General features: G+C 69.4%; 25 protein-coding genes. 12 read left to right on the forward strand and 13 right to left on the reverse strand.

Annotation, left to right across the window (positions count from 1 at the left end):
• Nucleotides 1-73 precede the first annotated feature (73 nt).
• The 3 genes from ACLZN2_RS33505 to ACLZN2_RS33515 all read right to left on the reverse strand — a co-directional run bounded on the left by ACLZN2_RS33505 (nucleotide 74) and on the right by ACLZN2_RS33515 (nucleotide 3,613).
• Nucleotides 74-829 carry a prepilin peptidase gene (locus tag ACLZN2_RS33505; RefSeq protein ID WP_416983165.1) on the reverse strand — a complete coding sequence of 252 codons (756 nt, stop codon included), beginning with the start codon at nucleotides 827-829 and terminating at the stop codon, nucleotides 74-76.
• Between the two features lie 10 nt (nucleotides 830-839).
• Entirely contained in the window at nucleotides 840-2,591 is a 1,752-nt protein-coding gene (locus ACLZN2_RS33510; RefSeq protein WP_416983166.1) for a serine/threonine-protein kinase, read from the reverse strand.
• A 170-nt stretch (nucleotides 2,592-2,761) separates the two neighbouring features.
• Nucleotides 2,762-3,613 carry a menaquinone biosynthetic enzyme MqnA/MqnD family protein gene (locus tag ACLZN2_RS33515; protein WP_416983167.1) on the reverse strand — a complete coding sequence of 284 codons (852 nt, stop codon included), beginning with the start codon at nucleotides 3,611-3,613 and terminating at the stop codon, nucleotides 2,762-2,764.
• Between the two features lie 284 nt (nucleotides 3,614-3,897).
• Between ACLZN2_RS33515 and ACLZN2_RS33520 the strand changes: the two genes are divergently transcribed.
• Nucleotides 3,898-4,101 carry a cold-shock protein gene (locus tag ACLZN2_RS33520; protein ID WP_003992177.1) on the forward strand — a complete coding sequence of 68 codons (204 nt, stop codon included), beginning with the start codon at nucleotides 3,898-3,900 and terminating at the stop codon, nucleotides 4,099-4,101.
• Nucleotides 4,102-4,385: 284 nt separating this feature from the next.
• Nucleotides 4,386-5,078, forward strand: coding sequence for a class I SAM-dependent methyltransferase (locus ACLZN2_RS33525; RefSeq protein ID WP_416983168.1), 693 nt, complete (start codon nucleotides 4,386-4,388; stop codon nucleotides 5,076-5,078).
• Between the two features lie 12 nt (nucleotides 5,079-5,090).
• On the opposite strand, the gene chvE is transcribed toward ACLZN2_RS33525, so the two are convergent.
• The 3 genes from chvE to ACLZN2_RS33540 all read right to left on the reverse strand — a co-directional run bounded on the left by chvE (nucleotide 5,091) and on the right by ACLZN2_RS33540 (nucleotide 7,501).
• Entirely contained in the window at nucleotides 5,091-6,185 is a 1,095-nt protein-coding gene (gene chvE / locus ACLZN2_RS33530; protein WP_416983169.1) for a multiple monosaccharide ABC transporter substrate-binding protein, read from the reverse strand.
• 331 nt (nucleotides 6,186-6,516) lie between these two features.
• A complete protein-coding gene (locus ACLZN2_RS33535; RefSeq protein WP_416983170.1) occupies nucleotides 6,517-7,008 on the reverse strand; it encodes a peptidylprolyl isomerase in 492 nt (163 codons plus the stop codon).
• A 28-nt stretch (nucleotides 7,009-7,036) separates the two neighbouring features.
• Nucleotides 7,037-7,501, reverse strand: a complete 465-nt coding sequence (locus ACLZN2_RS33540; RefSeq protein ID WP_416983171.1) for an ATP-binding protein — start codon at nucleotides 7,499-7,501, stop codon at nucleotides 7,037-7,039.
• Nucleotides 7,502-7,622: 121 nt separating this feature from the next.
• On the opposite strand from ACLZN2_RS33540, the gene ACLZN2_RS33545 reads away from it, so the two are divergent.
• From ACLZN2_RS33545 to ACLZN2_RS33555, 3 genes are all read left to right on the forward strand, one after another.
• Nucleotides 7,623-8,477 carry a helix-turn-helix domain-containing protein gene (locus ACLZN2_RS33545; protein ID WP_416983315.1) on the forward strand — a complete coding sequence of 285 codons (855 nt, stop codon included), beginning with the start codon at nucleotides 7,623-7,625 and terminating at the stop codon, nucleotides 8,475-8,477.
• Nucleotides 8,474-8,656, forward strand: a complete 183-nt coding sequence (locus tag ACLZN2_RS33550; RefSeq protein WP_416983172.1) for a DUF397 domain-containing protein — start codon at nucleotides 8,474-8,476, stop codon at nucleotides 8,654-8,656. The genes ACLZN2_RS33545 and ACLZN2_RS33550 overlap by 4 nt, the downstream gene beginning before the upstream one ends.
• 771 nt (nucleotides 8,657-9,427) lie before the next feature.
• Entirely contained in the window at nucleotides 9,428-9,673 is a 246-nt protein-coding gene (locus tag ACLZN2_RS33555; protein WP_416983173.1) for a DUF397 domain-containing protein, read from the forward strand.
• 77 nt (nucleotides 9,674-9,750) lie between these two features.
• On the opposite strand, the gene ACLZN2_RS33560 is transcribed toward ACLZN2_RS33555, so the two are convergent.
• Together ACLZN2_RS33560 and ACLZN2_RS33565 are read right to left on the reverse strand one after the other, a co-directional pair.
• The gene (locus tag ACLZN2_RS33560; protein ID WP_416983174.1) at nucleotides 9,751-10,173 is read right to left on the reverse strand and encodes a hypothetical protein; all 423 of its coding nucleotides are present in this window, start codon (nucleotides 10,171-10,173) and stop codon (nucleotides 9,751-9,753) included.
• 185 nt (nucleotides 10,174-10,358) lie between these two features.
• Nucleotides 10,359-10,922: a Uma2 family endonuclease gene (locus ACLZN2_RS33565; RefSeq protein WP_416983175.1), complete on the reverse strand. Its 564-nt coding sequence runs from the start codon at nucleotides 10,920-10,922 to the stop codon at nucleotides 10,359-10,361.
• A gap of 531 nt (nucleotides 10,923-11,453) precedes the next feature.
• Here ACLZN2_RS33565 and ACLZN2_RS33570 point away from each other — a divergent pair.
• Entirely contained in the window at nucleotides 11,454-11,933 is a 480-nt protein-coding gene (locus ACLZN2_RS33570) for a hypothetical protein (protein ID WP_416983176.1), read from the forward strand.
• Entirely contained in the window at nucleotides 11,930-12,283 is a 354-nt protein-coding gene (locus ACLZN2_RS33575; RefSeq protein WP_416983177.1) for a hypothetical protein, read from the forward strand. Before ACLZN2_RS33570 ends, ACLZN2_RS33575 begins: the two co-directional genes overlap by 4 nt.
• A gap of 123 nt (nucleotides 12,284-12,406) precedes the next feature.
• On the opposite strand, the gene ACLZN2_RS33580 is transcribed toward ACLZN2_RS33575, so the two are convergent.
• Both ACLZN2_RS33580 and ACLZN2_RS33585 read right to left on the reverse strand, forming a co-directional pair.
• Nucleotides 12,407-13,393 (reverse strand): asparagine synthase-related protein, encoded by a 987-nt coding sequence (locus tag ACLZN2_RS33580; protein WP_416983178.1) that lies wholly within the window; start codon nucleotides 13,391-13,393, stop codon nucleotides 12,407-12,409.
• Nucleotides 13,394-13,866: 473 nt separating this feature from the next.
• The gene (locus ACLZN2_RS33585; RefSeq protein ID WP_416983179.1) at nucleotides 13,867-14,094 is read right to left on the reverse strand and encodes a hypothetical protein; all 228 of its coding nucleotides are present in this window, start codon (nucleotides 14,092-14,094) and stop codon (nucleotides 13,867-13,869) included.
• 150 nt (nucleotides 14,095-14,244) lie between these two features.
• On the opposite strand from ACLZN2_RS33585, the gene ACLZN2_RS33590 reads away from it, so the two are divergent.
• Together ACLZN2_RS33590 and ACLZN2_RS33595 are read left to right on the forward strand one after the other, a co-directional pair.
• Nucleotides 14,245-15,585, forward strand: a complete 1,341-nt coding sequence (locus tag ACLZN2_RS33590) for a tetratricopeptide repeat protein (RefSeq protein ID WP_416983180.1) — start codon at nucleotides 14,245-14,247, stop codon at nucleotides 15,583-15,585.
• A gap of 172 nt (nucleotides 15,586-15,757) precedes the next feature.
• Nucleotides 15,758-16,264: a hypothetical protein gene (locus ACLZN2_RS33595; protein ID WP_416983181.1), complete on the forward strand. Its 507-nt coding sequence runs from the start codon at nucleotides 15,758-15,760 to the stop codon at nucleotides 16,262-16,264.
• Nucleotides 16,265-16,284: 20 nt separating this feature from the next.
• On the opposite strand, the gene ACLZN2_RS33600 is transcribed toward ACLZN2_RS33595, so the two are convergent.
• Nucleotides 16,285-16,485 carry a hypothetical protein gene (locus ACLZN2_RS33600; protein ID WP_416983182.1) on the reverse strand — a complete coding sequence of 67 codons (201 nt, stop codon included), beginning with the start codon at nucleotides 16,483-16,485 and terminating at the stop codon, nucleotides 16,285-16,287.
• A gap of 226 nt (nucleotides 16,486-16,711) precedes the next feature.
• Here ACLZN2_RS33600 and ACLZN2_RS33605 point away from each other — a divergent pair, with 226 nt between their 5' ends.
• The 3 genes from ACLZN2_RS33605 (at nucleotide 16,712) to ACLZN2_RS33615 (ending at nucleotide 20,172) form a co-directional block, all read left to right on the forward strand.
• Entirely contained in the window at nucleotides 16,712-17,947 is a 1,236-nt protein-coding gene (locus ACLZN2_RS33605; RefSeq protein WP_416983183.1) for a hypothetical protein, read from the forward strand.
• Between the two features lie 167 nt (nucleotides 17,948-18,114).
• Nucleotides 18,115-19,059, forward strand: coding sequence for an aminoglycoside phosphotransferase family protein (locus tag ACLZN2_RS33610; protein ID WP_416983184.1), 945 nt, complete (start codon nucleotides 18,115-18,117; stop codon nucleotides 19,057-19,059).
• A 444-nt stretch (nucleotides 19,060-19,503) separates the two neighbouring features.
• Nucleotides 19,504-20,172: a hypothetical protein gene (locus ACLZN2_RS33615; protein WP_416983185.1), complete on the forward strand. Its 669-nt coding sequence runs from the start codon at nucleotides 19,504-19,506 to the stop codon at nucleotides 20,170-20,172.
• Nucleotides 20,173-20,205: 33 nt separating this feature from the next.
• Here the strand turns inward: ACLZN2_RS33615 and ACLZN2_RS33620 are convergent, their stop codons facing one another.
• Together ACLZN2_RS33620 and ACLZN2_RS33625 are read right to left on the reverse strand one after the other, a co-directional pair.
• On the reverse strand, nucleotides 20,206-20,637 hold the full coding sequence (locus ACLZN2_RS33620) for a hypothetical protein (protein WP_416983186.1): 432 nt from the start codon (nucleotides 20,635-20,637) through the stop codon (nucleotides 20,206-20,208).
• Nucleotides 20,597-22,570 (reverse strand): AMP-dependent synthetase/ligase, encoded by a 1,974-nt coding sequence (locus ACLZN2_RS33625; RefSeq protein ID WP_416983187.1) that lies wholly within the window; start codon nucleotides 22,568-22,570, stop codon nucleotides 20,597-20,599. The genes ACLZN2_RS33620 and ACLZN2_RS33625 overlap by 41 nt, the downstream gene beginning before the upstream one ends.
• Between the last annotated feature and the right edge of the window lie 69 nt (nucleotides 22,571-22,639).

Here is a 22,639-nt window from a genome sequence, read left to right on the forward strand (position 1 = left end):
CGGCAGCGTCCCTTTCGTCAAGGGTTGTGGAAGGACCGAACCAGCCTACGCCAGCGGTTTCCCCCACCTCACCTCAGGCCGCGTACGCGCCGATCAGCAGGCCCAGAAAGGCTCCCGTGAGCATGAACGGGCCGAAGGGGACGGTGCTGCGGCGGGTGGCGCGGCCGACGAGGGCGAGGGTCATGCCGTAGAGGGCACCGAGGAGGAAGGCGGCGAAGGTGCCCAGCATGAGCGTGGGCCAGCCGTACCAGCCGAGGACGGCGCCGGTCCCGAGGGCCAGTTTCACGTCGCCGAAGGCCAGGCCGCCGGGGTTGATGAGATGCAGGACGAGATGGCCCGCGGCGAGGGCCAGGGAGCCCAGGAGGGCCGTCGTCCAGCTTCCGGCGTGCTCGGGCAGCAGCACGGCCGCGCCGAGGAGGGCCAGGGCGGCTGCCGCGAGGGGCAGGGTGAGGGGGTCGGGCAGCCGTTGGACCCGTACGTCGACGACCGCCAGCAGCACCCCCGCCGGCGCCAGCAGCAGCCATACGGCCAGTTCCGGGCGGATCCCGGTGGCCGCGGCCAGAGCCGCGCAGAGGAGCGCGGTGACCGTGGGGAGGAGGAGCGCGCCGGGGGCGTACGACGGTCCGCAGGGCCCGCACTCTCCGCAGCTGGCCCGCCCGAGCCACCCGCGCAACGGGTGCCCCGTCGGACAGGTGCCGCGCCACCCCTCGCCCGCCTGCTCCGACGGGACCGAGAAGCGGTGGGCGGGCCGCGGCAGGAGTGCCCCGGCCAGCGCGCCCCACAGAGCGGCGAAGGCGACCAGGGTGAGGGTGGAGGGAGGTGTCGTCATCGGCCGTCCCCTACCCCACCTTGGACAGGCGCGCCGTCGGGTTGCCCTCCGCGCTGCTGTCGGACTTGTAGGTGAGGTCGTCGCCGGTCGGGGTGAAGCGGATCGTGTGCGGGTCGGGGTTGCAGCCGGAGTGGTTCGACTTCGCGCCCACCGAGCCGGCGACGACCTCCTTCGCGGTCACCTTCTTCAGCGTCAGCACGTCGACGCACACCCCGCCGAGCACATCGGTCTGCCGCAGCTCGCCCACCTTCTCGCCCACAGCGGCCTGGCTCAGGGTCACCCGGAAGGTGCCCATGGGGAGCGTGCCGCCGAGTCCGGTGCCCTCGCCCTCCCAGGTGCCGACGTAGCGTGCCGGCAGGGCGCCGGACGTCCCGCCGTCGGCGGGGCTCTGCTCGGCCGTGGGCGCCGCGGAGTACGCACCGCTCCCGGCGTCGGAGTTCGCGTCACCGCCGTCCGGCAGCAGGTCGAGGACGAACACCGAGCCGACCGTCACCGCCGCCAGCGCCCCCGCGACCGCCAGGGCGACGGTGCAGCTCAGCCGCCGTCCGCGCCCGCCCTCCCCCGGCGCCGCCGCGGCGGAGACGGTGACGGACACCCTCCCCGGACGCTCGTTCACTGGACGCTCGTTCCCGGGACGCTCGTTCCCGGGACCCTCACCTCCGCCGCCCTGCCGAGGCACGGGCGCGTCCGCGGGCGCGTCCACGGGAGTCGCCGGACCCAGCCCCGGACCCGGCCCCTGCCCCGGAACCGCGTCCATCACCGGCGGCGGCCCGAACTCCCCCACCGTCACCGGCTGCTCGGCCGCCACGGCCACCCGGCTGAACCCCACCGGCCCGGAAGCCGAGACCTCGCCCCCTGCCCCCGCCGCCTCCAGATTCAGCAGCTGTACGGCGCTCCGCCCGACCTGCTCCACCAGCGCCCCCGGCAGCCACCCGCCCGCCACCAGCCGCGCCGCCCCCTCCGGAGCGAGCCGCCGGGCCAGTTCGCCGGGGGCCGGCCGGGCCGACGGGTCCTTGACCAGGCAGCCCTCGACGACCTCCCGCAGCAGCCCCGGCTCCAGCTCCCCGAGCACGGGTTCCTCATGGACGACCTTGTAGAGCAGCGCGGCCGACGAGTCGCCGGGGAAGGGCGGTTCGCCGGTCGCCGCGTACGCCAGCACCGCGCCGAAGGAGAAGACGTCGGCCGCGCCGGACACGCCCTTGCCGAGGATCTGCTCGGGGGCCATGTAGCCGGGCGAGCCGACGGAGACGCCGGTCGAGGTGAGCGAGGCGGTGCCGTCCGTCGCGCGGGCGATGCCGAAGTCGATGAGCAGCGGGCCGTCCACGGTGAGCAGCACGTTGGACGGCTTCACGTCCCGGTGCACCAGCCCCAGTTCGTGCACGGCCGCCAGCGCCTCCGCGAGCCCCGCCCCCAGCACCCGTACGGTGTGCTCGGGCAGCGGCCCGTGGGCGGCGACGGCCGCGGCGAGCGAGGGACCGGCCGCGTACGCCGTGGCGACCCAGGGCACGGTCGCCTCCGGGTCCGCGTCCAGCACCGGCGCGGTCCAGGCGCCGCCGACCCGGCGCGCGGCCTCGACCTCGCGCCGGAAGCGGGCGCGGAACTCCTCGTCGAGCGCGAGGTGCGGGTGCACGATCTTCACCGCGACCGTACGGCCGCCGGCGCTGCGTCCCAGATAGACCCGGCCCATCCCGCCGGAACCGAGCCGGCCGAGCAGCCGGTAGGGCCCGACGGCCGTGGGTTCGTCGGCTCCGAGCGGCTGCATGACGTTCCCCTTCCCCCCGCCTGCGTGTCAGGTCGCACGAGCGATGCGTCGTCCTGCTCCCACAACACCCGGGGCAATGCTGACACCGATCCTGACGGACAGTCGCCGTTACGGAAGGACCGAGCGGCGGTGATGCTCCTGAGAAGAGCCGCCCGGCCCGCTCAAGCCCCTCACGCGCCCGTCAGCAACTCCACCCGCACGTCCGCCGGGAAGCCCGTCGTGGGCCCCACCCGGCGGGCGAACTCCGCGACCGCGTTCAGTTGGGGTGCGCCGAAGCGGAAGTCGAGGGTGGTGAAGTACCGCTCCAGGACCCGCTCGTCGAAGGCCTCCCAGCGGGCCGCCTGCTCGGCGACCTTGCCGACCTCCTCCAGGGAGAGGTTGCGGGAGGCGAGGAAGGCCTGGTGGACCTCGCGGGTGATGACCGGCTGCCGTTCCAGGTAGTCCCGGCGGGCCGCCCAGACGGCGAAGACGAACGGCAGCCCGGTCCACTCCTTCCAGAGCGTGCCGAGGTCGTGCACCTGAAGGCCGTAGCGCGGACCGTCGAGCAGGTTGGCCCGCAGCGCCGTGTCACCGATCAGTACGGCCGCCTCCGCCTCCTGCATCATCAGGCTGAGGTCGGGCGGGCACGTGTAGTAGTCGGGCCGCACGCCGAAACGGTCCGCCAGCAGCAGCTGGGCCAGCCGCACGGAGGTGCGGGACGTGGAGCCGAGGGCGACCCGCGCCCCGTCCAGCTCGTCCAGCGGGACCTGCGAGACGATCACGCAGGACATGACCGGGCCGTCGCAGCCGACCGCGATGTCGGGGAAGGCGACCAGGTCGTCGGCGTTCCTGAGGAACTCGACCAGGGTGATCGGCCCGATGTCGAGGTCTCCCTGCACCAGCTGCTCGCTGAGCTTCTCCGGGGTGTCCTTGGTGAGCTCGAAGTCGAGGAGCGTGCCGGTTCTCGCGAGCCCCCAGTAGAGGGGCAGGCAGTTCAGGAACTGGATGTGGCCTACGCGCGGCCGGGTGCGAGATTTGTCCACATCGCGAGACTAGCCCCGGTGGAGTACCCTTCGAACTCCGACCCCCGGGTCAACCCCTTCACCGGATGTTCAAACATCCGGGTGACGTGATCTTGACCCCTATTGCTTTCGGCTGCCCGCATGCTAGGCTCGCCGCAAGTTGCAGTTTGGTTTCCCTTGCAGTACAGAGCCTGCGGAGCATGTAACCGCGGGCTCTTGACATTTTCAGACGTATGCATTGTGCGGCACTGCTTTCACCTTGCAGGTTCTGGAGCAGGGCAACCCTTTGAGCCCAAGGAGGGCTTATGGCTACCGGAACCGTGAAGTGGTTCAACGCCGAAAAGGGCTTTGGCTTCATCGCCCAGGAAGGCGGCGGCCCCGACGTCTTCGTCCACTACTCCGCGATCAACGCCTCGGGTTTCCGTTCGCTCGAGGAGAACCAGCAGGTCTCCTTCGACGTGACGCAGGGTCCGAAGGGTCCGCAGGCGGAGAACGTCACCCCCGTGTGACGATCCCCTCTGTGATCGCAGTCTGAAAGCAGTACCCAAGGAGCCCCGTGCCATCCGGCACGGGGCTCCTGCCTTTCCCGGTGAATTCCCGGTGAATTCCAATAGCCGTCATAGCTGAGCGTCACACCTGAGCCGTCACAGCTGAGCGATACGGCCATTCGCCCGCGGCAACTCACTCGTCCGGGTGCCAAGCAGGGTGATCGGCGTCTTCTCGATGCCGGGGCTGGCTTGAAAGCACCGTCGGCAGCCGTCGTTGTCAGTGCCGTTGGCTAGGGTCCCCGCTCATGACCGACGCCATCGACACCACCGACGCCACAACCACTCCCACCTGCGCCGCCCCGGAGTTCGTCACCGCCACCCGCACCTTCTACGACGCCATCGCCGAGGACTACGCCGAGCGGTACCGCGACGAGCTGGTCGCGAGGCCGCTGGAGCGGGCCGTGCTCACGGCGTACGCCGAGCTCGTCGCCCCGGGAGGCCGGGTGGCGGACCTGGGGTGCGGGCCCGGGCGGACGACGGGGTTCCTCGCCGGGCGGGGGCTCGACATCTTCGGGCTGGACCTGTCGGAGTCGATGCTGGCGATCGCGCGGCGCGAGAACCCAGGGATCCGCTTCGAACAGGGCTCGATGCTGAAGCTGGACCTGCCCGACGGGCAGCTCGCCGGGGTGCTGTCCTTCTACTCCTCCATCCACACCCCGTGGGACGAACTGCCCGCCCTCTTCGCCGAGTTCCACCGTGTGCTCGCTCCCGGAAGCCCCCTCCTCCTCGGCTTCCAGGTCGGCGACGAGCCCCGGCACTTCGATCAGCCCTGGGGCCACCCGGTGGCCCTGGACTTCCTGCGCCGGCGCCCGGAGCCGATGACCGAGCTGCTCACGGCGGCCGGCTTCGTCCCGCTGTCGTGCACGGTTCGCCAGCCGGAACCCGCCCTCGGCGAGACGACCCCGCACGCCTTCCTGATCCTGCGCAAGGCCGACTGAGGCTGCTGACGGCTACTTGAGCTCGGCGGCGGTGTAGAAGCCGCCAGCGACCAGGACGTACTCGTAGTTGGACTTGTCGACGCTCGTCGGCTGCAGGAGGTAGGCCGGGACCGCCTTGACGCCGTTGTTGTAGTCCCTTCGGTTGTTCAGCTTCGGCGTCCTGCCGCTGAGGATCGAGTCGACCATCTCCGACGCGACCTCTCCGAGCTGACGGACGTCCTTGTAGACGGTCTGCGCCTGCTCGCCCTTGATGATCGACTTCACCGAGGCAAGTTCGGCGTCCTGCCCGGTGATGACGGGATAGGGCTTGCTGTCGGTGCCGTAGCCGTACGACTTCAGCGCCGCCAGGACGCCGATGGAGATCCCGTCGTACGGCGACAGGACCGCGTCGACCCGCTCGCCGACGTACGACTTGGAGAGGATGCTGTTCATCCGCTTCTGCGCGGTGGGCCCGTCCCAACGCTGGGTGGTCACCTTGTCGAGCGCGGTCTGCCCGGAACGGACGACCAACTGCTTACCGTCGATGAACGGCTGGAGCAGCGCCATCGAACCCTCGAAGAAGTACTTCGTGTTGTTGTCGTCGGCGGAACCGGCGAACAGTTCGATGTTGAACGGGCCCTTGCCGTCCTCCAGGCCGAGCTTCTCGATGATGAAGCGGGCCTCGAGCCGGCCGACCTGCTCGTTGTCGAAGGAGACGTAGTAGTCGACGTTCCCCGTGCCGAGGATGAGCCGGTCGTAGGAGATCACCGGGATCTCCGCGGCCGCGGCCTGCTTGAGGACGTCGTTCAGCGACTTGTTGTCGATCGCCGCGATGATCAACGCGTCGACACCCTTCTTGACCAGGTCCGCGATCTGCGCGACCTGGGTGTCGGGGTCGTCGTCGCCGTAGACGAGCTGGGTCTTGTAGCCCTGATGTGTCAGGTCCTCGACCATGCTCTTGCCCTCGGTGAGCCAGCGCTCCGAGGTCCGGGTCGGCATGGCGATGCCGATGGTGCCGCTCTTCGAGCCGTTCCCCGAGCTGTCCCCGCCGAGCTGCCCGCAGGCGGACAGGGTCAAGGCAGAGGCCGCTCCGGCGAGGGCGGCGAGAGCGGATCTCCGGTTGCGCATGCTGATCTCGTTCCTTGTTCTTCTCGTCGTTGAGAGGATGACGGCGCATCAGATGCAGGCGAGGCAGCGGCGGTGGGGACTCACCCTTCAACTGTTCGAAATACCGTCACCTGATCGAAAAAATACTTGCGTGACCCTAGGAAGCGACTGCGGTGGGTGTCAACGGGGTGAACGCGAACGATTACAGAAAGCAGTGGCAGGGGGAACGGGCGTAAACGGCTGCGGCGGGTGGGGTCCGGTGAAGGAGCCCCACCCGCCGCAGCTCAAGGCAGGTGTCCCGGACACCTCAGGCGTCACACACGCCTCAGATGCCTCTGGTGTGGCGTACGTCTCAGACGGTGCCGGAGGCCGAGATGGTGACCTTGGCCGAGGTGCGGCCGGACTGGCTGCCGAGGCCCTCGATCGTCTTCACGACATCCATGCCCTCGACGACCTCACCGAAGACGACGTGCTTGCCGTCCAGCCAGGAGGTCACGATGGTGGTGATGAAGAACTGCGAGCCGTTGGTGTTGCGGCCGGCGTTGGCCATGCTGAGCAGGCCGGGACGGGTGTGCTTGAGCTGGAAGTTCTCGTCCTCGAACTTCTCGCCGTAGATGCTCTTGCCGCCGGTGCCGTCACCGCGGGTGAAGTCGCCGCCCTGGAGCATGAAGTCCGGGATGACGCGGTGGAAGGACGAACCGGCGTAGCCGTAGCCATGCGCGCCGGTGGCCAGCTCGCGGAAGTTGCGGGCGGTCTTGGGCACGACGTCGTCGTACAGCTTGAAGACGATGCGCCCGGCGGGCTCGTCGTTGATGGTGATGTCGAAGTAAACGTTCTCGCTCATGGAGCCCATAATTCCTCGCTTCGCCCGCCTACCGGTAATCGGCATGCCCGGCGCCGCCCGGCAGTCGCAGTTCCGCCCACACGGTCTTCCCCACCTCGCGCTCCGCGACGCCCCAGGCGACGGCCAGAACGGTGACGACGATCAGCCCCCGCCCACCCTCGGCGTCGGGCTCCCGCACGATCCGCAGCCCGCGGTCGCCCCGCGTGTCGCTCACCTCGATGCGCAGGGTGTCCTCCGCGAGGAGCAGCAGCCGCAGTTCGAAGTCCCGGCCGGGTACGCGGCCGTGCGTGACGGCGTTGGCGGCGAGTTCCGCGACGACCTGCTGTGCGGCGTGGTTCGCGTCGCTGCCGTACGGCTGCCCCCACTCCGCGAGTTGCTGAGCGGCGAGCCGCCGGGCCAGCCGGGCACCTCGCGGGGTCGAGCTCAGCCGCAGGGCCATCTCCCCTAGGGGAGAAATCGGGGTGGGGATCCGGGTGGAGATTTCCGAGTTCACCTGACTGAGCCTGGCCGGTTGTATTTACCCTGGCCAGGGGAGACATCGCGACTCTCCGTTGCCGTACGACTGCGGATGGATGGATGTACGGGGCGTCGAGTGAAGGCGGCCAGGCATGGTCATGAACGAACGCAGGCCGGAGACACCGGCGGAGGCCGACGGCACGACAGGGCTGCTGACGGCCCTGGGCAAGATGTTGAAGCTTCTGCGGGAGCGAAAGGGGTTCACGCAGAAGGACTTCGGCGAGATGGTCGGGTACGGCCCGGACGCCATCTCCGCGATGGAGAGGGGCGTACGGACACTTCGGCCGGAGGTGCTGGAGAAGGCGGACGAGCTCCTGGAGGCCGGGGGCCTGTTGCTCCAGGCCATCCCTGAACTGAGGGAGGCGATGGCTAAGGTACGGACTCGGCATCCGGAGTGGTACCGGGGGTACGCAGCGCTGGAGGCGGAGGCGGTTGAGCTGCACCAGTACTCGATCAACGCGGTGCACGGCCTGCTCCAGACTGAGGCCCACGCCCACGCGGTGTTCGCCAAACGGCGTCCCTTCCTGGACGAGGAGACAATCGAGAAGCGCGTGGCTGACAGGCTCTCTCGGCAGCAAATCTTCTTCCGGTGGCCCGCTCCGATCGTCAGCTACGTGATCGAGGAGGCCGTGCTGGACCGGCCGATCGGCGGACGGGACGTCCACAAGGAGCAGTTGCGGCGGCTGCTGACGGTCAGCGAGATGCAGAACGTGGAGATCCAGGTGATGCCAACCAAGGTCGAGGAACACCCCAACCTGGGCAGCGCGTTCAACCTGTTGGCCCCCAAGAAGCACCCTCAGGTGGCGTACACCGAGGCACAGGGATACCCCCGGCTGATCACAGACCCGGAAGAGGTCCGGAAGATCGCCGACCGCTATGGAATCATGCGGGCAATGGCTCTCCCGCCCAGGGAGACCCGCAGGCTGATCGGGAAGAAGCTGGAGGAGCTATGAACAGCGAGAACCTCAACTGGTTCAAGTCCAGCTACAGCGACGGCGAGGGCGGTGATTGTGTGGAAGCCGCCACCTGCCCCCACACCATCCACATCCGCGACTCCAAGAACCCCACCGGCCCCCACCTCACCCTCTCCGCCCCCGCCTGGGCCGACTTCCTCACGTACGCCATGAAGTGAACGTGGGGGCCGCCCGCTTCTTTGTCAGTGTCGTGCTTCCACGACCCGAGTAAAGGGCGCTGCGCGTCGCCTTCGGCGATGGCCCTGCGGGCCACCCTTGACTCGGCTCGCTCCAGCACGGGGAAGAAGCGAGCGAGCGGCCCGGAAAGGCGGGTGTCCCAGGTGGGTAGCCCCTCGGGTCCGTCAGGAGGTGAGCCGGGCTGAGGGGCGCGCTCGCGCCTCGCCAGCACGCCGGGACGGCTCAGCGGCCTGCGGCCAAGGTGGGGGCTCAGCAACTGACGGCGCTGGGGGGGGAAGGAGCACTCGATGCCCCGCATCCCACCAATTGTTGGATTGGTCTCACCCAACCCGGCAAAGCCCCAGGTCGGAGTCATCACCCGTGAGACTGATTCGTCAATTACCGCTCGGAGCGCAATGGGTGAGGCTGTTGTGACGAGTGAGGCAGGACCGATGCCTTCGCCCTCCAGCCCGCGCCCGCCGACGTGCTCCACCGCCCGCAAGCCGCCAGCCCGGCCGGAGTGCCGCCACCCCGCCGGTGCGCCCCCACCGGCCGTCAGTCGCTGAGCCACCCGGCGTGCCGTCACTGCGCCGGCGCGCTCCACCCACCGGGCCGCAGGCCGCTGAGCCGTCCCGGCGTGCTGGCGAGGCGCGAGCGCGCCCCTCAGCCCCGGCCCAGAACGCAGCCGACCGGAGGGCCTCCCCACCTGGGCCACCCGTTCCTCCGGGCCGCCCGCTCGCTTCCAACCCGTGCTGGAGTGGACCGAGTCAAGGGTGGAGCGAAGCGGAATCGCCGAAGGCGACGCGGAGCGGCAGCGGAGCGCCCTTTACTCGGGCCGCGGAAGCACGACACTGCCAAGAAGCGGGCGGCCCCAACGTTCACTTCATGACGTACGTGAGGAAGTCGGCCCAGGCGGAGGCGGCGAATGCCTAGAGGTCGCCACCTGCCCCCACACCATCCACATCCGCGACTCCAAGCACCCCACCGGCCCCCACCTCACCCTCTCCTCCCCCGCCTAGGGCGACTTCCTCACGTACGCCATGAGCCGCTGACGGCACTGGGCCAACCGCCGGTGCGACAGTGGGCCCAGGGACTCTCAGGAACCGGACTGGCGATGGTGAGCGGACACCAGGGGAATCCCCGCCGCTATGACAGCCGCTCCCACATACGCAAGCCAGCGCCCCGGCGACGATCCCTCATCCCATGACTTCAGCATCCAGACCGTCCCCCCGATGCTGATCGCCACCCCGACCACAAGGCAGCCGAGGGAAAGCCGCCCCGGCCGGGTGGCAAGAAGACCGACCCGACGCGGGTTCATTGGAGACCCGCGTCGGTCACCGCTGTTCCGGCGCTGAACGTCCTCGCGGTACTGGAGGACCACACAGACTGCGAACAGCGCGGGAAACATCGCGAGCCGCAACACCCCCTCCGCCAGATCGCGTTGCCGCTCGCTGTCGGTGAACAACGCCCAGAGCGCACCGCCGACGCAGAGCACCACGGACAGGGAGAGCAGCAGCACGGCCGCCCTCCCCGCCGCGGTCGACATGAACCGCCTCACTCGCCCGCCCTTCCGTACCGCCGAAAGTGCAAGTAGGCCATGAGGACGGCCACAGCCTCAAGGAGCGGGCACGCGTAGAGCATCAACAGCCTCGCCGTGCTCTCATCTACCGCAGGTTGGCCGGTCCGGTTGTCGTCAGACGACATCTACTGCCGGGAGAGTCCAGCCGGGTCGATCTCCACGGGGAACGGGATCTCCAGGCGGGTGGTCGCGCCCGCGAGAGCGGTCGTCCGCTCCACGTAGCGGCCGCCCTGCAGGTCGTGGACGACGAGCATGGGGGCCGGGTCGAACTCGAGTCGCCAGAAGTGCGGGATGGCAGCCTCGGCGTACAGCATCGGCTTGAACTTGCGGTCCATCGTGCGGTTGCCGGGAGAGACCAGTTCGACCACAAGCTGCACGCCGTCGGCGTCGACGCTGACGCCGTCCTCGGCGGTCGCGCCGGCGTCGGTCACCACGAGATCGGGGACCACCAGGCCCGAGGGCAGGATGACGTTGATGGCCTCCAGCACCTCGACCGGCGCCTTGGCGGCCTGGGCCGCCGCGTGCAGAATCATGGCGAGCCGCAGCGTGGCCCGCTGATGGCGGATGCCGGGCGCAGGGGAGATTACGAGGGACTCCCCCAGCAACTCGTAACAGCTGGTGCGGTCTTCGGGCAGGGCCAGGACATCGGCGAGGGTCCACGGCCCCGTGTGGTCGATAGCAACGCCCATTCCGTTTCGCCTCCTCGTCCGACCGGCACTGTCGGTGTGCCTCGACGGGCGGTACGTGCCCAGCGTACGCACGCTTCCACCAGGTGCCACGAGGTTCCGCTGTCAGGAGCGAGCCCTCGAACAGGCGTGCTGCGCAGTCATCCGCCGCACGCCCTCGGCGTCGACGCTGCGTGCGCGGCCAAGGGCCGGGGCTGGGCGGCGGGCGGCGCCGTAGCGGCCGGACGCGCGCCCCGGCCGCGTGCGAGTCCGACGAGCCACCTGCCGCAAAGCTCGTCCGCTGACATTGCCGTCCGCGTTGGCGTCAAACGCCCGGGAGCCCCCGCCAACTTACCGACTCGTGCCGTTGGCGAATCCGGTCAGCGGACTCGAAGTGTCGCGAGAGTCTCAGCGACACGCCGCCAGCACGGCGTGTCGCTGAGACGGTGCACACACTTTGCTGCAGGCGGCGGTAATCGTGATCACCTGCCTGCCGAGCGGCGCCCTGACCGCGATCCACTACCCGAGCAGGACATCCGAGCTACTGTGGATGTCATGATGACGGCCTACGAGGACGTGCCCTTCAGCGAGCTACTCCACCACCCCGCGGCCACCACCCGGCGCCTGGACGCGGTCCGCGCACTGCGCCTGCGCCGACGCGACGCGGGCGATCTGGCGCTCATTCGTGCCGACCAGCTGGAGCAGGACTCCACCGTGGTCGACTTCACCGCGCGCCTACTCGCTGGGCTGGTCCGCACCGAGAACACCTCCGCACTGCGCCAGGCCCTGCCAGACGCTCTGCCCTGGTCGGTCTTCCTCCCCGAGGAAGACGTCGACGCAATGCTCGGCGAGCTCGTGGACACCGCCCGTGGGGCTGCTGCGCTGGAGAACCTGGCTCCCATCGCACTACTGCTGGCCCAGTGGCGGCACAGTGCCGAGATCTACGCCGACCCAGCCCTGCACGCCATCCTCACCCGCGAGCCCGACGGCGACCTCGGCACTGTCCCCGTACCCGAAGCCGAGACCACCGAGTGAGCCCCAAACGCGGTGACCGCGCGGCCCCACCCCCGGTCGGCGAAGAGTTCGACCTACGCTTCGCCAACACCGAGGCCGCCAACGGATGGGACCACCTCTCCCGCCACGCAGCGGGCAACCTCCGCCGCGCCTTCGACAAGATCCGCTCCGCCCCGCGCGCCACCGACGACCCCGAGCGCCACCACCGCCTCAAGGGTAAGCTTGGCTCCACAGTCTGGAAGGGGCAGACGCTGGAACGCTGGCAGTACGAGGTCACCGGGGGCGGCCGCATCTGGTACCTCGTCGACGACGCCAACTGCACTGCCTGGATCACCTACGCAGGCACCGGACACCCCAAAGCCACCGACTGATCGCCCTTCATCTCCTGTCCACCTGCCGCGTCCAAGATACGCGCGGGTGTTGGCGCGACCTTGGGCCGGCGGCCTGCCCGAGCCCGAGCCCCGACCCGGGCGGGTGGGCGGTCCGGGGGGCTTTCAGTGGCTCGGCGCTCGATTACCCGGGCGGCCCTCGGGTCGGCGTGCGGCGTTGACTTCGTCCCCGCCGCTGCCCGTGAACATGACCTCGCACCGCCGGGCGGCTGCCTGCCCGCGTACGACGTCGAACGCCTCCTGATAGAAGGCTCCCGCCGGATCATGCGGCTTGCGCAGGGCGCGCACGCCTCCGGGGCAGAAGGGTGGGTGCTGCATGGCGGGGGTGGCCGTGTCCCGGAAGCCGCAGTGCTCCACAAGGGTCCGGCGCCGCTCGCGCTGCTGCTGGCCTGTACTTCCTCCCACCAGCAGGCCGAAGCTGTACACCTCGGGGAAGCGGGATGCTTTCACGGCCAGGGCGACGTTCCCGGAGTCCGCGCCGCCGGACAGTTCGACGCCCACGCATCCGGTTGCCGTCGGGGCCTCGCGGATCACGTCGGTCAGTAACTCGTCCAGAGCGGCGAGTGGATCAACGCCGGGACGCGGCGTACGCGGCTCAAGTACGTGTTCGGCGGGGTCGGGGTAGTGGATGCTGAGTCCCGCAAGAGTGAACGTGGCCGCTGCCCGTTCGGTGAGGCGGTAGACGCCTTCGAAGAGCGTCTCGGACGTGTAGCGGTGCTGCCTCGTCAGCGTGCGGGCGACAACGCGCGGCACGAGGCGTTCGGCCCGCATATGCGGTCGCAACAGTGTCAGGTCCCAAGTGGCGTGCAGTTCGCCGGACTTCTCTGTCAGATAGAGCGGGGCTGTGCCGAAGACACCCGCCGCCAGGCGGGCTTGTCCGGGCTCCATGGTGAGTGCGACGAAGTCGGCTTCGTCCCGCTTGCACTCTTTCACGCGGACCCGTACGCGCGGCGCCTGGTCGTCGTTGACCTCCATGACCAACGCGGACACGTTCGCGGGCTCGATCCAGCTCTCACCGTTGATCCAACGGCCGCCCTGCGGCCTCCACTTGGGCTCCTGGAGGTCGGACAGGCGCAGACGCATCGACAGCATGTGGTCCCTTTCTGTTGTCGTGCGGCGGGGCGGGGCCGCGTACGGCCCCGCCCCGCCTGGCGTCAGCCCTGGGTCACTTGCTGCAGTGGTCGCCGTTGTTGTCGCCGCCGCCCGGCATCTTGTCGAGCAGCGCGGCCTCGACGGCCGGGACGCCGGTGATCAGGTCGCCGGTGAACAGCTCGTCCACGTTCATCGTTTTCTCCCTTACGGTTTTCAGTGGACTCCGCGGCGGATGCTGCGGAGTTGGACCCGTCCGGCTGCCGGACCCTTGCGAAGAAGGCAGCCGGGCGGGGTGCCCACCGCTTCCGGCGGCGGGCCCTCCCTCGTCACAGGTGGGGAGCCTGGATGCGTGACAGGGAGGAGTCAGGTGGGTGGGGATACGGCGGCCACGCTGAGGACGATGCCGACCGATTCCGAGATGGTGATGATCAGGAGCGGTCCGGGGTAACGGCCGACGGCTGGGGCCAACCGGTTCACAGCCGCTCTCCACGGCTGCGCTCGTCGACCTCGCGTACTGCGGCACTCAGCCTCGCCGCCCCGTCCTCAGGCGTGGCAGTGCGGCGCTGCGGGCAGCGACACGGCGATGACCGGTTCGAACCCGGCGGCAGGTCCACGCTCTCGTAGGTGTCGATCCTCAACACCCCGCCCATGCCCCGCTCCTCGGTCATCCGGGCCAGACGGGCCCGTGCTTCGCTTCTCATCCCTCAGCCTTTCCGACGGCGGCTGCGGCGAGGTCTCCCCGTTCCCTTGCTGCCTCTACGCAACCGCACGATCACGCTCAGCGGTACCGTTGCCGCAGCACCAGGACTTGAAAGCCTTGAAAGTTCGCAAGGGCATGGGGAGTTGAGGGCATGGCCAAGCGTGAACCGAACGTGGCGCTCGGGCGCCTGCTCGCCGAAAGCCGGTGGACTCACCGCCAGTTCGCGAGGGCGTTGAACCGCGTCGGCACCGAGACCGGAATCCCTCTGCGCTACGACGAGTCAGCTGTGAGCCACTGGCTCGGCGGCACCGTCCCCCGCGGCGCGGTGCGCGGATGCATCCTCGAAGCCCTCTCCCGCCGCCTCGGCCGCCCCGTCACCCATGCCGAGGCCGGACTGCCCGTTCCACACGATCGCTCCTCCGCGGCTGCGGATACCGTGGAAGGGGTGATCGACCTGGGGAGGCTGGATATGGACCCGTCCCGCCGCAGCGTCCTGGGTGCCGGCCTGTTCTCCGTGGCCGTCACCATTCCCGGCTGGCCTGATGCGGTCGGGCGTGCCGATGCCGTCCAGTCCGGCCGCACGACTCGCATCGGCATGAACGAAGTGGACATGGTCATCGCCATGACCGAGCGTGTCTCGGAGCTGGACGACGAGTTCGGCGGCCGTCACGCACGCCCCATGGCGGCCTCCTTCATGGTCAACACCGTGGCCTCCTACCTGCGCGCCGACGCACCCGAGAACGTACGCAAAGCGATGCTGTCCGCCGCCTCGGACCTGCTCTACCTCACCGGCTACATGGCCGTGGACGAAGGGCTGCACGGACTCGCACAGCGCTACTACGTCAAGGCCCTGGAACTGGCGGGCGCGGCCGAGGACCACCTGACGTACTGCACCACCCTGCGAGGCATGAGCGTCCAGGCAGTCGACCTCCGCCACGGGGCCAAGGCCATGGAGCTGGCCGACGCCGCTGCCGCCGCCTCCCCGAAAGCCGGCCCCCGGATGCTGGCCTTCCTCGTCGGCCAGCAGGCGCACGCCGCCGCCCAGACCGGCGACCGTACGGGCGCGCTGCGCTACATCCGGGCAGCAGAGGCGGCCATGGACCGCGCCGAGTCACGCGGCAAAGCGTTCGGCTCGTACGACCCCTCCTCGCTCAACTACCACGTCAGCCAGGTCCGTTACGAACTCGGTGACAAGGCCGGAGCCGTCGAAGCCATGCACCAAGCCGACCGGCTCCGCCCCAGCGTGTACCGGCGCACACGAGTACACCGTCGTGGCCTGCTGGCAGAGCGGCAGCTGGAACTCGGCCACCTGGAAGCTGCCTGCGCCACCTGGCACCAGGCCCTCGACGACTACCCCAAGGTGCAGTCCGGCCGCGCCGACGACCGCGTGAAGACGATGTTCGGCCTCTTGCGCCCTCACCTGAAGAACGCGACGGCCCGCGACCTGTACGACCGAGCACGGACCATCGCACCATCGTCGCTGGCCGCCTGATCCCCGTCACGCCTTCGCCTCCCGTACGCCATGAAGTAGATGCCTGTGCACAGCGAAAGGTCGAATCGTGAACTGTTCCAGACGGCGGGCAGGGGCGTGGACGCTCGTGGCGTGCGCGCTCGTGGCTGTGGCGGGCCTCTCGGCCCTGCGGTTCCTGTCCCTCCGTGAGGCGGTGGAGGATCCGCTCGATCTGCGGGCCGTGGACTGGCGGAACATCGAGATCCCCGGATCTCTGTGCAAGTCCCCGAAGGCGATCTCCTTGCGCAACGGACTGGCGACCAGTGTCCCGTCGGATTTCGACGGCCCGGAGCCGGACATGCCACAGGACGTGGCAGCCATGACGAAGGACATCTTCTACGGCGACATCACGGGTGACGACCGTGACGAAGCCGCGTTGCCCGTGCTCTGCGCCAATCACAACTCCACCGCTGCGGGGCAGAGGGCCATGGGGATCCTGGTCTTTGACGGTGACTCCCAACGGCTCTCTGTCATCGGGACTCTGACAAGCCGACAACCACGGCTCGGCGAACCGCCCAATTTCCTGAAGGTCACCAGGATGAAGGCCGGAAGGATAACCGCGACCGACAGTTTCTATCGTGAGGGCGACCCCAATTGCTGCCCTTCGGGCCAGGCCATGGAGACCTGGGTGTATCAACGGGACCGTCTCGTGGCCCGCTGAACGCGGGCCCTGAGACAGAATCAGAAGAGGCCGAACTCCCTCAGCACGTTCAGCGTGCCGGTGCTGACGGCCACGAAGGCCCCGCCCGCACTCAACGTCGAGACCAGGATGGTCGCGCCGAGGTGCGGCAGGACGATGAACACGATCAGAGCGGCGACGAGGGCGCTCAGCCCCGCGATGGTGAGGGCCATGACCCGGACGGCGGGGGTCGGCGTAGGCATGGTGTCCATCCTTCGTGTTCGTCGTGCGGCTTGCGGTGTGCCCCACACCGTGCGGCAGGACGTTTGGACACCTCCAGAACACGATCGGTGTTGTTCTGGACACTCGCGTATTCGCAGGTAGCAGGCTCAAGAGTGACCAAAGGTGCACCAGAGCCCATGAGTTCTGCTCCGGCGGCCCGGCGGTTTCGGGATACTGCTGCACCATCAGCGGGAGCCAGGGGGCGGCATGACCGAGCGGGCGAGAACGTGGCAGGAACTGTTGGCTGCCGCGGCCGAAGAACGGACGCCGCTGGCGTTCCGCAAGGCGCTGAGGGGTTTGCGAGAGGACGGCCCCTCCTTTGAACGCCTGACCAGTATCGGGGTCGATCTCGTAAAGGAGAAGGTCGGCAAGACTCACCCCTCGGGCTTCGAGGCCGGCCCCTCTACGTCCGCTTGGAAGAAACTGGTCGCCGTCGACGGCACCGATGCAACCAAGCTGCCCGCCTGGAAGTACGTGGAGCTGCTGGTCCTGGCGTACGTCAGACACCACGATCTGCCGAAGGACGGGACGCCCGAGCTGCTCTTCGCGTGGGCGGACTGCTACACCGCATGCGGCGGCGTGCCGCGTCCCCAGTACCGACGCACGGCCGAGGCCCCGCCCAAAGATCCTCCGCCAGCACGACGGAGGCGCCCGCTGTACGTCATCGGCGCCGTCACCACAGCCATGGTGCTGACGGCAGCCGCGACGTACGCCTTGTGGGACGACGACCCGGGGCTTCCGCTCTCCGTGGACGACGTGTCCTATCTGGGGTTGAGCACGGGTGACTACGTCTTCCCCTCGGGCATGAAGCTGTCGGATGCCGACGTGGAGAAACTGAAGAACGAGGACTACGGAGGGGGCCGGACGTTCGAGGACTGGTTTTCCCAGAACGGTGGGGTCCCATCCCGGTTCAGAACCGTGTCGCTCACCATCAGTGGACGCTCGAAGGAGCAGCTCCGCATCACCAACATGGACATCCAGAAACAGGAGTGCACGCCACCGCTCACCGGAACACTGTTCCTCAACGGGGGCACCAACGGCGGCGAGTCCAAGACGCGGACCCTGTTCTTCCACCTGGACGATCGGGATCCTGAGCCCACGGACGAGAACGGGGATCCCTACTTCGCGCGAAAGAGCATCACCCTGAAACGTGGGGAGAGCGAGACGATCGTCGCATTCGTCAATGCCAACGCGCGTTCCTGCGGTTTCACGTTCCGCTTCACTGCAGTCGTACCCGGCAAGAAGCCGGTGAAGCAGGAAGTGAACGACGGAGGAAAGCCTTTTCAGCTCACCGCGCCCGCCACGGACTTCGAGGCAGAACACCCCTACGCCGATTACCGGGCGATGTACGTGGGCGGCGTCGCAGCGCCGGTGGGAGCCGGTATCGTCCCGGCCGACCCCAAGACCTACAACGGTGATCCCCAGACCCTCACCGTTCCCTGACGAACCACCCGCGGTAGGGCCGCTCCCGCCAGGCACGGGCACAGGCACAGTGCCGCGGCGGCCGGCGAGTGTGGGCCGGTGCCCGACCGGTCCCAGGACAGCCAGATCCACCCCCACGGCGCGGCCGAGCTGTGCGTCTGGTGTCCCGGCGTCGCGAGAATGGGCGCATGATCGAGGTGCCGGAGGCGTTCGTCCGTCAGACCGTCGAGCGGGAGGGGGATGCCGGGGCGCGGTGGGTCGCCGGGTTGGCTTCGCTCGTCCGGGAGTTGGTGGAGGCGTGGGGGTGTGCGGTCGACGGTGATGTCACGCACGGCGGTGTCGGGATCGTCGTCCCCGTCGTGGCTCCCGGGCACGGGGCCGCCGTGCTCAAGGTGTCCTTTCCACACCCCGGGAACGTTCATGAGCCCGATGCCTTCGCCGCCTGGGGCGGGCGCGGTGCCGTACGGCTGCTCGCGCGGGACGACGGACGGTTCGCCATGCTGTTGGAGCGGGTACGGAGCAGCTCGCTCGCCGAGGTCGAGGACATCGACGAGGTCGCGGTCGTCGCCGGGAGGGTCAGCCGGCGGCTCGCCGTGGCCGCGCCGGGCGGGTTGCCCCGGCTGAGGGACATGGCTGGAGAGTGGGAGCAGCAACTCCTGGTCGATGCTGGCGAGTTGAGGCACAGTCTCCCCGCCGCAACCCTCGACGCCGCCCTCGCCACCGTGCGGGAGCTCGGTGCGGATCAGCCCGGGCTGCTCGTCCACGGCGACCTTCACGCCCGTAACATCCTGCGCGCCGACCGGGAGCCGTGGCTGGCCGTCGATCCCAAGGGGTGGGTGGGGGATCCGGCGTACGACGCGGGCACGTTGCTGAAGGCCCTTTCGCTCCGGCTGCTCGCCCTCGACGACCCGCACGACGTACGCGAGGCAGCGCACCGGATCCTGGACCTCTTCGCCGACGCCGCCGGGCTCGACCGGGAGCGGGTCGGGCGGTGGGCGCAGTTCCAGATCGTGCAGGCGTGCTTCTGGGGGCGGCGGCACGGGTTCCGGCTGGCGAGGCGAGGTGCGGAGCTGGACCGGATCATGTGGTTCGCGGACCGGTTCGCGGAGGTGCTCACCCCGGGTCACGCGTGAACCCGTTCTCCGTCGGGCGGCAAGAACGGGCCGTCCATGGCACCCGAGTCCCTCGCCCTGGTCACCGTCCGCGACGCCTGGGGAGTCGTGGACAGGCCGGGCGAGCGCCCTTAGCCGAAGGCGCAGCCGCCGCCAGGGCGGTACGCCGGCCCTGACGCTCGTCAGGAAGTGAGCCGGTACCGAGGAGCGCACTCGCGCCTCGCCGGCACGCCGGGGTGGGCTCAGCGGCTTGCGGCCGGTGGGGCGAAGGGGCGCCGGCCGTAGCCTCGTGGGGTGGTACCGCGAAAGTCGCAGAGCCCCTACCGCGCATGTTGTAGCGGCCGCGCTGCTACCGCGCACGGTGGAGCCGGAGTTCAACTCGCCGCAGGACGCATCACGTGCCCCGTCGCCCCTACTGTCAGTGCCTGGTCCGTCGATTGTGATCCAAGTGAACAGGGGAAGACTGTGGGCCGGCTACTGCGTCTCGTTATCGCCTTCGGTGTGCTCGCGCTCGCGATCGGGCTGGGCATGGTCGTGGACGGCAACCTCGGGGGAGGCCTTGCGCTGCTCATCGCCGGGCTCCTGTTCGCCGGTGTCCCGGCCGGCGTGCTCATTCGTCACCTCCGCGCCAACTGGACGGTCGGCTACAGCCCTTCACCCGCCATGGCGGACCCAGCGCTGCGGCGCGCCTTCCGCAACGTCGGTGTGTCCGTCATCGTCTCCAGCGCGCTGTGGTTCGTCGCGGCCTTCGTGGTCCTCTTCGCCTTCTACCAAGGCGCCGACGACGACGCCAGCGGCGGGGCCATCGCCACCAGGATGGTGCTGGGATGCTTCTTCGCCGGGATACCGGCGCTGCTCGGCATCCAGTTCCTCCGGTGCGGACAACTGCTGCTGCACGGCGACACCGACGGCACTGGCGGTGTCGTGCGACTCGGCTGGATCGTCGTCGTCCTCGGCGTTCTCGTCGTCGGCAGTTCCCTGTCCAAGGGCCAGATCGGGATCGGACTCTTCGTCGGCGCCCTGGTGGTAATGGCGCTGGTTCACAACTTCTGGGTGCCAGCCCTGTACGCGCGAGTCATCCAGCACGGCCGCACAGCGCGTGGGCATTCCCCCTCGGATGCCTCCTCGACCTGAGCAGTGGGGTTGCACGCCCGACGGGGACGCCCTTCACGGGGCGTCGGAGTCGTCGTGCCCCTCCTGAGAGACGGCTCCGACGCCGCCGTCGTCCTCAAGGTGTCCTTCCCGCACCCCGGCAACGTCCACGAACCCGACGCCTTCGCCGCCTGGGGTGGGCGAGGGGACCCAGATCCCGCAGGTACAGCCGAGGAGGGGGACCAGCTCGGCCGCGTCGAGGAAGTCGGTGTACGCGAACTCCTCGACGGCCAGGCCGGCGTGCTGGCCCCAGATGAGTTCCGCCGACTCCCCCTCCGGGTCCTCGAAGTGGTCCTCCAGCTCAGGTCGCCACAGCCCGCGTGTCGCCCAGGCCGCGTGCGCGCAGGCCGGTGCCGTCGACGCGGATGCCCCAGCGGCGGAAAGTGGCCCCGGGCACGTAGTGGAGTTACTGCGCGTACAGCCCCTCCACCTGATCCGAGAAGTCACGCAGGATCGTTTCGCGGCGGAGTTTCATCGACGGGGTGAGGTGGCCTGCTGTCTCCGTGAAGTCGACCGGCAGGATGGCGAAGCGGCGGATGGACTCCGGGCGGGAGACCAGCTTGTTGGCCTCGTCGATCGCGCGCTGGAGTACGGCGTTCAACTCCTCGTCGTCGAGGAGGAGTTCGGCGGGGACGGGGTGTTTGCCGTTCATGTTGCGCCAGTGGGTGAGGCCGTCGGGGTCGAGGGTGAGGAGGGCGGAGACGTAGGGGCGGGCGTCGCCGAGGACCATGGCCTGGGAGATGAGGGGGTGGGAGCGGAGCCAGTTCTCCAGGGGAGCGGGGGCCACGCTCTTGCCGCCCGCCGTGATGATCATTTCCTTCTTGCGGCCGGTGATCGTGAGGTAGCCCTCGTCGTCGAGTTCGCCTATGTCGCCGGTCGGCAGCCAGCCGTCGGGGGCGGCGGGGACGACTCCGCCCGCCGACGGGTCCCAGTAGCCGCGCAGGACGTGGTCGCCGGCGATGAGGATCTCTCCGTCGGCGGCTATGCGGATCTTCGTGCCGGGGAGCGGCCAGCCGACCGTGCCCAGGCGGGGTTTCAACGGGGGTGTCACCGTGGACGCTCCCGTCGTCTCCGTCAGGCCGTAGCCCTCGTAGATCTCGATGCCCGCGCCGAGGTAGAAGGAGGAGAGGCGGCGGCCCAGCGGGGAGCCGCCGCAGATGGCGTGGCGGACGCGGCCGCCCATGGCGTTGCGGATACGGCGGTAGACGAGCGGGTCGTAGAAGGTGCGGGCCGCGCGCAGGGTGGCGCCGGGACCGGAGCCCGTGCCGGTCTTGTGGGCCTCGACGGCCTCGCCGTAGCGGCGCGCGACGGACACGGCCCGGTCGAAGGTGGTCAGACGGCCGCCCGCCTCGGCCTTCGCGCGGGCCGTGTTGAAGACCTTCTCCAGCATGTAGGGAATGGAGAGGAGACAGGTGGGTCTGAACGCGGCCAGATCCGGGAGGAGTTCGTCGGCCTTCAGGCTCGGCGCGTGGCCGAGTCGGACCCGGGCGCGGATGCAGGCGATCGCCACCATCCGGCCGAAGACATGGGACATGGGGAGGAAGAGGAGGACGGAGAGGTCCTCGCCCCGGGAGTCGCCCTTCGACTTGAAGACCGGGTAGAGGAGTTCGATCGCGTTGTCGACCTCGGCGAAGAAATTGCCGTGGGTGAGCGCGCAGCCCTTGGGGCGGCCGGTGGTGCCGGAGGTGTAGATGAGGGTGGCGAGGGTGTCGGGGCCCAACACCCCACGCCGGACCGCCACTTCGCCGTCGGGGACATGGACGCCGGCCTCGCCCAGCCGGTCCACATGGCCCTTCTCCATCACCCACATGTGCTGGAGGTCGGGCAGTCGGTCGCGCTCGGGGCCGAGGGCGGCGGCCTGGGAGAGGGTCTCGGTGACAAGGGCGACCGCGCCGGAGTCCTGGAGGATCCAGCGGGTCTGGAAGACGGAGGAGGTGGGGTAGATGGGGACGGTGACCAGGCCGGCGGCCCAGGCGGCGAAGTCGAGCAGCGTCCACTCGTACGTCGTACGGGCCATGATGGCGATCCGGTCGCCCGGCATCAGCCCCTCCGCGATCAGCCCCTTGGCCACCGCGTGCACCTGGGCGGCGAAGCGTTCCGCCGTGATGTCGGTCCAGGTGCCGGGGCCGGTGCCGGTGACGGTGCCGGTGCCGGGGCCGTTCTGCTCCTGCTCCCGCTCCTTGCGGCTGAGGACCACCGCCTGTGGGGCGGCGGAGGCGTTGTCGTAGGGGAGGTCGGCGAGCGAGCCGTGGGTGACCGGCTGGGCGAACGCCGGTACGGCGGCCTCCCGTACGACACCGTCCAGCCGACGCGTCTCCGGTTCCACGAGGGCGGGGGGAGCGTCGGCGAAGTCGGTCGAGGTGGCGTAGGGCGTGGACACGGGCGGCTCCCTTGGCGTGCAGCGATAAAGAACTGCTTGCTGCAAAGACGTACGTGCCTCGGGTATGGA

The sequence above is a fragment of the Streptomyces sp. T028 genome (genome assembly GCF_048159505.1).
GTDB lineage: Bacteria > Actinomycetota > Actinomycetes > Streptomycetales > Streptomycetaceae > Streptomyces.

What these genes read in the sequence shown, in the direction of transcription:
- ACLZN2_RS33505 (WP_416983165.1), bottom strand. Translation starts at nt 829, where the DNA reads ATGACGACACCTCCCTCCACCCTCACCCTGGTCGCCTTCGCCGCTCTG.
- ACLZN2_RS33510 (WP_416983166.1), bottom strand. Translation starts at nt 2,591, where the DNA reads ATGCAGCCGCTCGGAGCCGACGAACCCACGGCCGTCGGGCCCTACCGG.
- ACLZN2_RS33520 (WP_003992177.1), top strand. Translation starts at nt 3,898, where the DNA reads ATGGCTACCGGAACCGTGAAGTGGTTCAACGCCGAAAAGGGCTTTGGC.
- ACLZN2_RS33525 (WP_416983168.1), top strand. Translation starts at nt 4,386, where the DNA reads ATGACCGACGCCATCGACACCACCGACGCCACAACCACTCCCACCTGC.
- chvE (WP_416983169.1), bottom strand. Translation starts at nt 6,185, where the DNA reads ATGCGCAACCGGAGATCCGCTCTCGCCGCCCTCGCCGGAGCGGCCTCT.
- ACLZN2_RS33535 (WP_416983170.1), bottom strand. Translation starts at nt 7,008, where the DNA reads ATGAGCGAGAACGTTTACTTCGACATCACCATCAACGACGAGCCCGCC.
- ACLZN2_RS33545 (WP_416983315.1), top strand. Translation starts at nt 7,623, where the DNA reads ATGAACGAACGCAGGCCGGAGACACCGGCGGAGGCCGACGGCACGACA.
- ACLZN2_RS33550 (WP_416983172.1), top strand. Translation starts at nt 8,474, where the DNA reads ATGAACAGCGAGAACCTCAACTGGTTCAAGTCCAGCTACAGCGACGGC.
- ACLZN2_RS33565 (WP_416983175.1), bottom strand. Translation starts at nt 10,922, where the DNA reads ATGGGCGTTGCTATCGACCACACGGGGCCGTGGACCCTCGCCGATGTC.
- ACLZN2_RS33570 (WP_416983176.1), top strand. Translation starts at nt 11,454, where the DNA reads ATGATGACGGCCTACGAGGACGTGCCCTTCAGCGAGCTACTCCACCAC.
- ACLZN2_RS33580 (WP_416983178.1), bottom strand. Translation starts at nt 13,393, where the DNA reads ATGCTGTCGATGCGTCTGCGCCTGTCCGACCTCCAGGAGCCCAAGTGG.
- ACLZN2_RS33585 (WP_416983179.1), bottom strand. Translation starts at nt 14,094, where the DNA reads ATGAGAAGCGAAGCACGGGCCCGTCTGGCCCGGATGACCGAGGAGCGG.
- ACLZN2_RS33590 (WP_416983180.1), top strand. Translation starts at nt 14,245, where the DNA reads ATGGCCAAGCGTGAACCGAACGTGGCGCTCGGGCGCCTGCTCGCCGAA.
- ACLZN2_RS33600 (WP_416983182.1), bottom strand. Translation starts at nt 16,485, where the DNA reads ATGCCTACGCCGACCCCCGCCGTCCGGGTCATGGCCCTCACCATCGCG.
- ACLZN2_RS33605 (WP_416983183.1), top strand. Translation starts at nt 16,712, where the DNA reads ATGACCGAGCGGGCGAGAACGTGGCAGGAACTGTTGGCTGCCGCGGCC.
- ACLZN2_RS33610 (WP_416983184.1), top strand. Translation starts at nt 18,115, where the DNA reads ATGATCGAGGTGCCGGAGGCGTTCGTCCGTCAGACCGTCGAGCGGGAG.